This is a genomic window from Clostridium sp. UBA5988 (genome assembly GCF_002435615.1).
GTDB lineage: Bacteria > Bacillota > Clostridia > Clostridiales > Clostridiaceae > Clostridium_J > Clostridium_J sulfidigenes.
On record NZ_DJBA01000005.1, the window covers coordinates 1 to 13,391 of the forward strand.

8 protein-coding genes and 1 riboswitch are annotated in these 13,391 nt (G+C 30.9%); of the genes, 1 reads left to right on the forward strand and 7 read right to left on the reverse strand.

What is annotated here, in order from left to right; all coding sequences use genetic code 11:
• Nucleotides 1–50 precede the first annotated feature (50 nt).
• The 6 genes from B3J31_RS00210 to B3J31_RS00235 all read right to left on the reverse strand — a co-directional run bounded on the left by B3J31_RS00210 (nt 51) and on the right by B3J31_RS00235 (nt 10,072).
• Nucleotides 51–1,358, reverse strand: a complete 1,308-nt coding sequence (locus tag B3J31_RS00210; RefSeq protein ID WP_346867295.1) for a Na+/H+ antiporter NhaC family protein — start codon at nt 1,356–1,358, stop codon at nt 51–53.
• 125 nt (nt 1,359–1,483) lie between these two features.
• Nucleotides 1,484–1,593, reverse strand: a riboswitch (SAM riboswitch).
• Between the two features lie 389 nt (nt 1,594–1,982).
• On the reverse strand, nt 1,983–3,926 hold the full coding sequence (locus tag B3J31_RS00215; RefSeq protein ID WP_346867294.1) for a vWA domain-containing protein: 1,944 nt from the start codon (nt 3,924–3,926) through the stop codon (nt 1,983–1,985).
• A 15-nt stretch (nt 3,927–3,941) separates the two neighbouring features.
• Nucleotides 3,942–5,177: a hypothetical protein gene (locus B3J31_RS00220; RefSeq protein WP_346867293.1), complete on the reverse strand. Its 1,236-nt coding sequence runs from the start codon at nt 5,175–5,177 to the stop codon at nt 3,942–3,944.
• Nucleotides 5,174–7,285 carry a hypothetical protein gene (locus B3J31_RS00225; RefSeq protein WP_346867292.1) on the reverse strand — a complete coding sequence of 704 codons (2,112 nt, stop codon included), beginning with the start codon at nt 7,283–7,285 and terminating at the stop codon, nt 5,174–5,176. The genes B3J31_RS00220 and B3J31_RS00225 overlap by 4 nt, the downstream gene beginning before the upstream one ends.
• 139 nt (nt 7,286–7,424) lie before the next feature.
• Nucleotides 7,425–9,218, reverse strand: coding sequence for an oleate hydratase (locus B3J31_RS00230; protein ID WP_346867291.1), 1,794 nt, complete (start codon nt 9,216–9,218; stop codon nt 7,425–7,427).
• Nucleotides 9,219–9,502: 284 nt separating this feature from the next.
• Nucleotides 9,503–10,072, reverse strand: a complete 570-nt coding sequence (locus B3J31_RS00235) for a TetR/AcrR family transcriptional regulator C-terminal domain-containing protein (protein WP_346867290.1) — start codon at nt 10,070–10,072, stop codon at nt 9,503–9,505.
• 1,192 nt (nt 10,073–11,264) lie between these two features.
• Between B3J31_RS00235 and B3J31_RS00240 the strand changes: the two genes are divergently transcribed.
• Nucleotides 11,265–11,738 carry a pyridoxamine 5'-phosphate oxidase family protein gene (locus B3J31_RS00240; RefSeq protein ID WP_346867289.1) on the forward strand — a complete coding sequence of 158 codons (474 nt, stop codon included), beginning with the start codon at nt 11,265–11,267 and terminating at the stop codon, nt 11,736–11,738.
• Nucleotides 11,739–12,002: 264 nt separating this feature from the next.
• Here B3J31_RS00240 and B3J31_RS00245 read toward each other — a convergent pair whose 3' ends face one another.
• Complete coding sequence (locus tag B3J31_RS00245; RefSeq protein ID WP_346867288.1) at nt 12,003–12,857, reverse strand: AAA family ATPase; 855 nt, start codon at nt 12,855–12,857, stop codon at nt 12,003–12,005.
• Between the last annotated feature and the right edge of the window lie 534 nt (nt 12,858–13,391).

Sequence of the window (13,391 nt, forward strand, 5' to 3'; positions counted from 1 at the left end):
TCTATGAATAATTCAGGTTTATAATAAAATATGATTTCAGGTGAATATTTTTATATCTTCTCTTTGATTTTTAGTTTTAAATAAGGTACAAGTACAATTGCTATAAGGGCACTTATCCCCATTAAGTATGGATAATAAAGATATTTCATTATGATAAATGGTGACAATTTAGCTAATGCAGATGCTGATAAAAGTTGTGCACCATAAGGAATAATTCCTTGGGACATACAAGAAAACATATCTAATATACCCGCTACTCTTTTAGGTTCAATATCATATTGATTGGATATATCTTTAGCTATAGGTCCTACAGTAACTATAGCTATAGTGTTGTTAGCTGTACATATATCAACTAAACTAACTAATGTGGCAATTCCAAATTCAGCTCCTATTTTACTGTTAACTCTTTTTGTAATAAATCTTAGTATAAACTCAATTCCTCCATTGAATTTTATAATTTCAACCATTCCACCAATTATCATTGAAATTATTACAAGCTCAGACATTCCCCCAATTCCTTTACCTATGGCCTGCAATAGACCTATTATATCAAAGGCTCCCGTAAATATTCCTATACTTCCTGCAAATAAGATTCCACCAACTAGCACCAATAACACATTAACCCCTAAAAGTGCCGCTAATAATACTCCTACATAAGGTAAAACTTTAACTAAACTATATGAATAATCCGCTACTACCTTAGATTCTTGCCCCATTGTTGTAAAAATAAATATTAAAGTTGTTATTATTGCTGCTGGCAATACAACTATAAAATTCATTCTAAATTTATCTCTCATCTCACAGCCTTGAGTCCTAGTAGCTGCTATAGTTGTATCAGAAATCATAGAAAGGTTGTCCCCAAACATTGCTCCTCCAACAACAGCTCCAACCACTAAAGCTACAGGTATACCTGTCTTAGCTGCAATTCCAGTAGCTATAGGAACTAATGCTACTATTGTTCCCATTGATGTACCTATAGATATTGCTATAAAACATGCAATTATAAAAACTCCAGCTACTAGTATGTTACTTGGTAAAAATGTTAGTCCTAAATTAACAGTAGATTCTACAGCCCCCATAGTTTTTGCAACCTCTGCAAAAGCCCCTGCTAATATAAATATTAGACACATTAAAATGATATTTGGTTCTCCCGCTCCCTTGCAGAAGACATCTAATTTTTTATCTAGTGATACTTTTCTATTCATAAATAATGCTACCAATGCTGCTAATAAAAATGGTACAGTTACAGGCATAGCATAAAAATCCTTTGTAACTAAAGAAATCCCCATAAAAACAGCTATAAAAATAAATAATGGTAACAAAGCAATAGCACTGCCCTTTTTCAAGTTATCTTTCATTTTTTCCTCCTTAGTTAATTAATTTTTTAATTTTTTTGTATAAGATTTAGTGATCTTAGGCATCCGCAAATAAAAAAACTTCTTGCCTTACCTAAAAGATAATGCAAGAAGTTATGCTCTTCCAATTCTTATCTTCCAGGTTAATCCTGCTGGATTTAGCACCATAAAGTTTAAAATAACTACCTTTGGTTGCCGGGCTTCATAGGGCCAGTCCCTCTGCCTCTCTTGATAAGATACTATATTATATTATTAAATTCTTTATAAGAATAGCATTGGTTTATTATTATGTCAATATAATTTATCTAAAGCATTTTAATCATATTTTATCAAATAAATGTTTAATTGCTTTTTCTCTTTATTTTTGGATAAGTAAAAAGCTCACAGACAAAGTCTATGAGCCGTGAAATCAAAACTTTATTTAACCTAAGTCAATTCTTTTTTATAAAAGGTAGAGGTTTATTGTTTAGTTACATTTACTTAGCCTCTCAGCAGTTTCAATATAAGTCTTATCCTGTAATTTGAAATTAAAATATATTAATATAAATAAAGGTGGATACTTATGGTACATTCTTGGCTTAACTAACTTATGGATTAACATGCGGGTTGGATTTTACGCTTAATCAACTAATTATTAAAAATAGACTGCATATTTTTTCTTACTGCTTTTAGAAGTTCTTTTGGTAATTTTTCTACTTGTTCACCAATCATTACTCCGTGTGGTTGTTTGTATCCTTCATTCCATACGAAGTTAAAGATTTTCTCATTTGTTTCACTACTTTTTCCTATTTGAAATGCATAGACTTCAACATTTTTAGATAATAATTCTTGTACAATTTCTTTTGATGATCCTGGGAAACTTGATGCACCATCTGTAACTTCAAAGACTATCTTTATTTGTTTTCCTTTTTTAAGTTCACTTTCCTGTATGGACGTAATTCTATTAGATATTTCCCCAAGGCAGCTTGCATCATCTGTTGCTCCATCTGTTGCATTTAACTTTACGATTGATCGAATTATATCACTTTTCTCTTTTTCTTTCACATTTTTATCGTTAAATTCTTTAACATTATAATACTTACTGCCAAAAAACCAAGTTTCACTTAAAACTTCTACTTTTTGATTCAACCGCTCTTCATTACTTTTCAAATATCTATTAAAATCATCTATTGATAGCAAGGTCACTGCCAAAGCTTTTCTAGCCACCTCAATTTTTGACGGGTTCATTGATCCTGAGTTATCTATCACAAAAGAAATCTCTATTCTTTCAGGTAATATATCTGCTTGAGTCTCTAATAAGTATCTATTGAAAATCGTAAGATTTTTATAATTTCCCTTTTTTTCGGCTTCTACAAAATCTGGATGAAAATTAATAAAACTATCCACATCTAGCTTTCCCTTTATTTGACCATCTTTCTTTACACTTACTTCTTTTTTTGCATCCCCTATTAACTTTTTCCAAAATTGACGCATTTGTTCTCTTTCCAACTTCATTTTATTTGAATAAAATTCAAACAATTGTTGATCTGATTGGCTAATCCCATAGGTCTCTAAATCTACCTTTCCTTGCATGGCATTTTGTATACTCGTACTTATTTGGTCTTGTTGATCCATCATTTCTTCTAAAATCTTTTCCACTTCCTCTTGAGTAGATTCTAGTGAATCTGGCATCTCATCTGCCTTTGACTGTTCAAAAGGATTTTCATTTCCTTTAACCTGTTCTTCTTTCTGTCCTTTTGATTTATAAAACATCATTTCATCAATTTCTTGTTTCCATAATTGTTCAAAAGTTGGATAGATGAAAGAACGAATGAATGGATCTCTCTCTATAATTCCTTGGTTATTATTTATCTGTCTAATTAATTGATAATGGATAAAATCAAAAAAAGGCTGATTAAAAATTTTTCTGTCAAATGGATTTTCAACGCATTCTTCAATTTTAGGCTCTATTTTATATAATTCAATAATAAAAAAGCTATTTGCGAAAGCTATATGTCTAGGCATTTGAGGAATTGACTCAATAGTCTTACCTGTTTTTTTCATATATGAAACAATTTTTTTAAAGTTTTCTTCATCCCTATATATAGGACACATCTGCAAAACTCTTAGAAATGATGTCTGCTTATCTAATAGATGTAACAAAGCAAAAATTTCTTTTCTCACATAATTAGAAATAATTTTAGGTTGATATGCAGGGTCATTTTCTAGTCCTTCTTTTTTTATCCTAGTCATAATATAGCTTGTCATATGATCAATTTCTTTCTGCCAATCTTTTTTTCTATTCAGATATTTTTTAATATGCTTTTTCCAATCAGGATATAAGGCTAGCTCATAATAGATATGCCACATAATTTGATTGTCATCTAATTTTCTATCTAGAAAACTTTCCAGCGGTAAGTATAAAGCCCCTTTAGAAGAATTTAATATAAATCTTTGTAGTTTTGAATCAGGAATATACATCAAACTAGAATCTCCTGTAAATGTGGCTAATGAGCGTTGTTCTTTTTGTAGAAATTCTTCGCAATGTTTTTTAGATTCTTCAATTAGAGTCTGTTCATCAAAGTCAAACATACTCATCCCCTCCTATTAATACAGTGGCAGATTCCACAAGTCTTTTGGTGTATCAATTCGATCAATGTGTAAAAGATTTAATTTACCTTCTATATCCATAAGCAAATATTTTGAAATATCTAATTTAAAGACATTTGTAAAAAATATATCTTTGATCGTTGCTTCTTCATTTAGATGCCAATTTTCAAAATTCTCTTCAAGTAAGTATATAATTCCATCTTCACTTAAAACTATAGCTGTGCCTTTTTTAGATTGAATGTCAAACAAATTGCCTTTTAAATCATTCAATTCTATTTTCATAGTTTCTGAATTTTCATATAAAGAAAATATCTTAAGCTGACCTTTATTACCTACCACTATAATGGAATCCTTGTTACCACCTTCATCCTCTAAGTATCTAATTTGTCTTATTTCATTATTTAGAAAATCAATTTTTTCTGTAATAGTAAATTGACCGTTTCCATATTTTATAAAATATAATTTTCCCATCTTTGTTCCAACTACAAAATAATCGTCATTTATTTTTTCTAGTACAGTCCAATTTGGAATAGTGCAATATATATCTTTATAGAAAAACAAACAATATTCATCATTTTCTTTTATTATTTCAAATAAATTTAACTTTTCATCTCCATTTTCCATTACAAATAAACCATCTCTAATTGCTAAACATCTTCCAAATCCATCAAAATCATGATTTATTTGAACCCTTTTAACTTTAACCTCCCCATTAACATTAGGTAGCCTATCAAAATTATCGCTTGAAAGTAGATAGCATCCCCCTCTGACTCCCAAAAGCAAGATTTCTTTGTCATTTAATTTATATATAAAAGAAATTGTCTCTTTTATTTCTTTTATAGGAGGACCCCACTCTCCTTCAATTTGATTATAATCAGAAAAATCATCTAAAATGTCTATATAAAAAAACTGAACTTTTCTATCTATACTACTTGTAATAAAAAGATTTTTATTAATCCTCAATGTAGTTTGTAAAAAACTATCAAAACTAAAACCTCCCCATTGTTTTATCGGATTTATTTGCATTGAAGTCTTTTGGATATCATTTGCATAAACTCGGTAATAGGGAATTAAATCAGTCAATAACTCTTTTTCTATTTGTGAAAGTTTGTCTAATTGCTCTTTGAAACCATCATCTAAAATTCCATTTCTTTGACATTCATTCAACTTTTCTCTTAGATCCTTAACTTGACTCTTAAAACCCTTTCCATCTACTGACAAATTTATTTTCATTTTTCTTCTCCATTATCTTCTAAGTATTCAAGTAGATCTTTTGAATGCTCTAAATGAGATAATTGTTGGTCTAGTTTTTGATACTCTGTGGCATCAATTCGCAATGAATCATCAATAGCAGCTTCAAAAGTTTCTTTTAGTCCTTTTGGCAAAGTGTTTCTTTGAGTTCCTTTCCCAAATATCAGATGAACTACATCTAAATAGCTTAAAGTTTCTGTTAATGGGCGAACATAGTGATATGGACGGGTACGAATTTCATCATATGTTGTGGTTGCTTCTCCTATGCCTTTTGTCTCAATATTCCATCCTTCACCTATAGGAAAAAATCCAAAACGCACTGCTTGTGAGAGAATATAGTTTTGGTCGTCAGGATAAGTAATTGAACTAATAAAGCCATCCCACAAGGCTTTACTTAAGTCTTTTTCTTCCCCTCCATTCCAATTATCTAAAACATGCAAAATATTACGAATTGATAATACAGATTCCCTCAGCTCTAGTTCATCCACTCCAAAATCTTTTTGGGCTTCGTCATCTTTCCATTTACCCATAAAAACATTTTGAGTAACCCTGCACAATTGAGAAAATCTAAATAATTCTTCTAATGTCCTTTTAGAATTAGGAAGATTAATATTTCCATTTTTATCAGCTAATCGTGCTATTATTATTCTAAAAAGTTCATTTCTTTCTGGGAACTCTTGATCTTTTAGCGAACCAATTGTCTTTTGAGGTACATAGTTATATTCAATGGTTACGAAACGTGATTTAAATGCTGGATTTAACTCATTAGTTCCTTCATAATTAACCATTTGACTTGACAGGTTTCCTGTACCAATAAATCCAAATCCAGGCTTAATCAGAACAGGACCAACTCCTGTTATATAAGCTGTATCTCCAGCATGGCGTTGCAAAATGTCATTTAAAGCAATTAAGTTTTGCATGGCAATTGTATTTAATTCGTCTACGATTACAGGGCGTCCTTCTTTTACTGCAATCAAAATTTCTCTTTCTATTTTTTTGATTTCAGTACCAAAAGCACTATTGCTTGCTACCAATAAATCAGAAAAACTTTTCCATATTTGAATCTTAAGCTGCAACTGTTCTTCATCAGTCATCTTCTCTAGTCTAGTTCTGTGCTCATCCATCCACTCATAAAAATCTCTTATAATCATGTTCAGATAATCCACAAAAGATCCTTTAGAGAAACTGTGTTTGAGAGACAAAGTTTTCTCTACAAACATATCTTCATAAGTTAAATTGTGGGAGCCAGATATAAACAGCGGCTGTAAAGATTCTATTTTCTCTTTACTTCCATTAGTTAAAATATTTTTATAGTGAAGTTTTCTTTCTTCATTAAATTCTCCAAATTTTTGAATAGCATCTTTTTCTGCGGCATTTGGATTCATAGAAAACCAATCTTCCATTTTATCTTCTAATTCTCTTTGTATTCTATTCTGAATAGTAAAGTCTAGGGCTGCTTCAGTTGCTAATTGTGTTTTTCCACTTCCTAAATGTCCTACAATATATACAGGAACATCTAAATTCAACGAATCTATTACTTTTTGTTTTGCTTTAACTACATAAGGTACAGTTACCAAACGTTGCTGATGTTGGGTTTCTATATCGATTATCAATTGACGTTTATAATAAAATTCCCATGCTTCCGGAGAGTTTTCTATAATTGTCTCTAACTCTTTTTCTAATTTTTTTATGCAATCAACCCGATATCTTGTAGCTGAATTACTGCCATAATGACTGTAATTATTACTCTCGCTATTGACTCTCCTTTCCCAACGAAGAAAAAACTTTTCATATTCAATTGAATTTTCAATTTCTTGTATCTTTTTACCCTTGTTCACTGTTTCTTCTTCCACATAAGCTTTATATTTTTCGTAATAAACAGTATTTTTTTTAGAATCAGGAGGAATCTTTTCATCCCTTTCTTCAAACTTTCGAAAAGCTTTAAAAAACGCCCCCTGTTCTTCTATTTTTTTATTATTCTTGTATTCTGATGATTTTAAGGCTTCTTTGCGTAAATCATCTTCATACCAACTTTGCATTTCCCCTATAGTAGGAATATAAGCTTGTCTGAGATCTGTTTTTTCTTTCACAGAAGTTTCCTCCTTCGTATGATGTTCTATTATATTATTAATATACCAAGCATCAATATGAATAATAACTATATATAAATTAAAATCCCGATTTTTTTAAATTCGGGATTTCAATTAAATTATCTAACTGTAAATGTCATTAAATAATTCCATATTCTTTTAATAATTTTTCAATGTCTGTTCCTGCTACTTGTTTTAAAACTTTACGTTTAGCCATTGGTGGTAAATCAAGTTTTGGTTTTTCTCCATCTAATAAACATACACCCGCATTTAATAAATAGCGGATATCATATCTTGAAGAAAATACCTCAGGAACTCCTTTTTCAATTCCAGTTAAAACATATACTGCTTCCATTGCTGTACGTCCTGAATATTCTATAGTAAATACAGTATCACGACCTGGATCATCTAATGTTTCAGCAAATTGTCCAAGGAAAGCAAAGTTTACTCCATTCTTTGGTACAACATATGGACGATCTCCAGCTGCACGAGGCATAAATTGAGATGTGATATATGGCATCATAACAGGAACTGCACTACATGATTCTGATAATTCTTCAATTTTATCTGTAGGAACACCTATATGATATAACCATTCTTTTGTGATTTCCTTACCAGTACAATCTCTCATAGGTTTTTTAATATAATCTCCTGGAACATCAGAAAATAAACCATATACCCAAACAACAACATCTTTTTTAGGTTGTCCATAATATTGTTCTTGACGATTTATTGTCCAACTCATCAACCATGAAGAGTCAAGAGCTGTAACTATTCCACCTGTTACAGTACGTCCGCCATATGGTGAACGCTTTGTGATTTTTTCAATGTACTCAGGAACACGTTCATCATGACAAGTTACTGTACAAGACTCCCAATTAGATTTTTCTGTATCTGTACAGAATTTATCTGGCTTTCCAAATTCATCTGATTGAGCGGCTATATTTTTCCATAACTTCCAGCATCCTTCTATCTCCTTATTAAATGGTGCAGGAGTATTGTCATCACCATATCCTGAACTTTCAGTCATAGAACCATTAGTAATAAACACTAAATCATTTTCTGTTAAATCAATAGAGATATCTTTTCCAGTTTTATCTGTTGCAACTATTTTCTTTGCAACCTTTTTATCATCTGAAATTGAGAATTCAACGTTATCAACAGTAACTCCATATTCAAATTTAGCACCATGGTCCTCTAAATATTTAATCATAGGTTTTACAAATGAAGTGTATTGATCATGTCTTGAAAATTGTAGGGATGAAAGATCTGTCAATCCATCAACATGGTGAATGAAACGATTCATATATAATTTCATCTCTAAAGCACTATGCCAGTTTTCAAAAGCAAACATTGTTCTCCAATATGTCCAGAAATCAGTGTTTAGAAGCTCTTCAGAAAAAACATCTTCCATAGTTTTATCTTCAAGTTCTTCATCTGGCATATTTACAAAAGCAGCTAATTCTTTTGCTAAATCTTGGCCCAAATTAAATTTTCCATTGTCATAGCGCACACCTTGATTTTTAGTAATACGGCAATTACTAAAGTTTGGATCATCGTAGTTTGTATAATAAAAATGATCTAAAACAGTCATATTAGGATCTTCTGTAGATGGTAATGAACTAAATAAACTCCATAAAACCTCAAAATGATGACCCATTTCACGTCCGCCACGTGCTACATAATCCATATTTTGACGAACATTTCCGTCCAAAGATCCACCAGGAATATCTAATTGTTCTAAGAAGGTAATCTTACTACCATCCATGTGAGCATCACGAATTAAAAAACAACCAGCAGCCAAAGCACCAATTCCAGTACCAATTAAATAAGCTTTTTTATCTTCAATTCCTTTAGGTTTTCTTGCATTTACTAAAGCATGATAACTTCCATTTGTAAGGGTAAGTCTATCATCATGTGTTTTTAATTTCATTATTCTCTCCCTCTTTCTTAATTTTTTAATAGTTTTCTAAATCCTACTATTATATTTAGAGTTCTTCTATATTCACTCTACTAGTATTAATAAGTTCTCCCCTAATTTTGTGGATACTTATTATCTGTAAGATTTCTATAAATCTATAATATAGTTTTTTTGTGTCTTTTTCATTAGATAAACAAACTACGGTGTTCGGAATTCGAACACCGTAGTTTATTTGCTTAATTTTTAGGCATTGAGGCTAAAATGTCTGATAAAAAGGAATCTTCTATTGCCTTTTACTAGACATCATTTAAACCAGCACTTCGCTTAAGGGATAACTCAATGTTTCCATCGAAGAGATATCCGATTCGTTTGACGATAGTATCAGGGGCCTCCTTCATTCCGTTAGCAATCCAGCGTAGTACCATTTCAGTGAGGGCACATTGATAAAAGGAGGCAATCAGTTTTTTATCTCCTGAAGAGGCTGAGATACCATCTCTTACTCTTTCAACATACCGAATCATGACATTTCCTGATACATTGTATATATAGTTCACTAATTCTTCCCTCTGCATGGAATTATATACATGATAAATGGCTATTTTGTTTTCTAAAGCAAATTTTGCAGCCACAATAAAACTCTCCTCCCAGGAAAGTGTATCATTATATTCATCAATGACTGTCTGAAGTTCTGTTTGGAAGATCTCTGACAGAAGTGCATATACATCTGTATAGTAATAATAAAAAGTATTTCTGTTGATCTCACATGCTGTAGCAATATCCTTAACTGTGATTTTGCTAAGTGGACGCTCATTCAGCATCTTTATGAATACCTCATGAATCATTTTTCTGGTATATTGCTGTGCCAAGCCGCCACCTCCTTAACGCTTTATCTATATTCAAAATTATAACATATGGTAAGTTATTTTTAAATAATCCATCATATTTAGCATCTGACGAGAAAGGTGAGTATGCAATAATAATGTTAAAAGATATTCTTATTTTTCCCCATCGTCTGGAGGTACAGCCGTACATTTTATCTATAATTACTCCGATTTATTTTTCTTTATTTATTAATTTTAGTTGAGTCGTCTAATATTCAGAAATTGAATCTTTCTTTGAGCGACAAATCTATATTTGTAGTTGTTTGCTTTCAGAAAATTACTTAATTCAATCAACTTCTACTTGTCATCCTCTACTATAAACTCAATAGCTATTTGTGGGGTGTTTTAAATTTCTTCTTATATTTCAGCTGTTGCATTTTCTGCAACCATTTCATTTTTGACCCCATTTTGCATAGCCTCAACTCTTGCCTTACCTCTGCAATTGACCTAGTTTTTGCAATTTCTTCTGATTTTATTCTTTTCTCTTGTATTATTTTCTTTTCTTCTTTGCTCTGCTATGAGTCTTTCTTTATTTACCTTTTCTGTATTTCTAATCAATACAGCTCACCTATTAATCTCGCTAACAATCTGTGCTACATTGTAACCCCTATCTATATACTTATAAAAATCCCCTACTTTTAGAATTTTGTACCATTTTAAAATATGAGAGCTTGATTTCAAATAAGAATTTCTATGTAAAATAAAACAATCCCCTCTCTATGACTGACCTGCTGAGATAGTCGAATCCTAGAGAGATGATTGTATTTATAATATACTATTTGGGGACTATTACACTACAAATTAATTGAGAAAAGCTCCGGCTCCTTACGCGTAGCTCCGTATTGTTCTTCTATCTCATGCATATGATAAACATACCCTCGATCATCAAAATATTTTGTCTGCTATGAACAGCATTTTAGGCATACGCAACATTTAATGCATGTTTCTGAAACGAGGGCTGGGTCCCTTGAATCAATAGCGCCCATTAGACACATATCTATACATTCTCAACATATAATTATAACCACTCTTATATCAAAGTGTATCCTATATTATAGCATGTAAGTGTATCTTTTAATAGGTTCACTTACATGCTATAATATGTTTAATTCTATATCAAGCACATATATATCTTGAATAGAAATCAAATTTATATGATTAGGGGGATAATTAAGTTATGCAATATAGAATGAAAAAGTTCCAATTAACGTTGGAGCAAATTGATGAGCTACTTCATCGGGCAGATACCGGACGATTCGCTACTATCAATGAGAATGGTTATCCATATGTGGTTGCTATGCACTTTGTTTATTACAATAACAAAATTTATATGCATGGCCTACCAAAGGGACAAAAAATCGACAATATAAATCGAAACCCCAAAATATGCTTTGAGGTTGATGAATTATTTGGTCTATTGACTGACAATATCGAGAATGCTTGTGACACTGAGGCAGAGTACAATAGTGTTGTGATTATTGGAACCGCTTCGCTACTTAAAGACTTGGATTATAAACATGAAGTACTAAATAAGCTGGTAGAAAAGTATACTCCTCAATTTGCTGGAAAAGAGCTTCCTGATAAAATGATTAAGGGTACTGCAGTGATTGAGATTGAGATTGTAGAGTGTACAGGAAAATATCATAAATAAAGCAAGAGATATACTTATTTTATCTAATTGACATAAAACCAAATATGATTTTCTGATAGAATTTATCCCACTTTTTATTGTGGGATATTTTTTATTATATTATTTTAAAACTGAAAATCAATTCCTATTCGTTTTTAGGCGTCACTAACTTTTAATTCTTCTACTTATCATAACTTTTCGTAATCAACCTGATTTTTACTATGAAATCTTTACCTTTATTAAATTGGATATAGAATACTTATCATCTATCTACTCTCAATATCATCAAAACTCCTTTTCATATCTTTTAAAAAATTCATAATATGTACGCACATTTTCTAATTCTGTCCACTTTTTCACATCAACTGGATTTTCATCAAGATCATATATTTTTGCTCTACCCATAGCAAGTAAAAAAGGGGAATGTGTTGATATGATAAATTGACATCCTAAAAACCGTGCAGAGTCCTCGATAAATTTCATTAATTCCATCTGACGTTTTGGAGAAAGGCTGTTTTCAGGCTCATCCAATATATATAGCCCATTTTCACCAATTTTTTCAATAAAATATCGAAATGCACTTTCCCCATTTGAATACTCCCTTACATTATCCATAACTTCATTTCTCACAAACTTTGACTGAGTTATACTTCTTGCAGTATTCACTTTTTTTAGCTGCTCATAATCTTCTATTGATTTCATTTGAAAATTAGAATATTTTGCATCTAAGTATTCTTCAAAAAGTTTTTCCCGTTTTTGGTCAATTCCTTCGTTGAGGTTTCTGATATTCAACATATAATCAAATACATCATCACTTGTTATGATTCTGCTATTTTTAGGTATGTCATCTTCAAGATGCATCTCACACATATTGATATAGTCAGGATAGAAATTAGATTTATTATAGATAGAATCTCGATTGATCCCTGTTTTTTCTGCTATCACATTTAATGCCGTTGATTTTCCCGAACCATTTCCACCATATAAAATCGTAACTGGTTCAAAATCAATTCTTTCAAAACTATGTTTTGATAATATCTTAAATGGATAAAAGGAGTCGTAGCACGTTCTTTTTTCCTCTAGTAAAAAATCAAATTCTATATCATCATTTGGAAATGTAAAAACACTTAAATAAACCATCATAATCACCCTTATCATAACACTATAATATTTGTATTTTTTCTTTTGTCTATCATAACCTTTATAACCATTTAATTTTTAACTATAACCCTGCCTATTTATTATATCCATAAAATTAACAAAAGCCCTCAAACCCGCATGAACAGAACAACTAGTTAACTAGTTATATAGTTTTATAGTTAAATATATCCCTAGTTAACTATATAAATATTTTTCTATAAACCTATTTCCCTATGTAAATATTTATATAGAGAAATAGTCATATTTACCTATTATTTTATCATATTATAATATTTTATTATCAGCTATGCACTACTAACATCATACCTTATATCATCCAATTATCTTTAACTTTCAAGGTTTTTCTTCCTATTATGTACGTTTTACATTAAAATTAGTCAGAAAAATAGTGGTAGGGAAATTTTATCCTTTACCACTTTTCATTTACATCAAAAGTAATACTAAATATTCCGTTATCCAAGGAAGTATTCGTCCATCCCTTTGCTTCGTACTATGAGTTGGCTTGATTGCGAT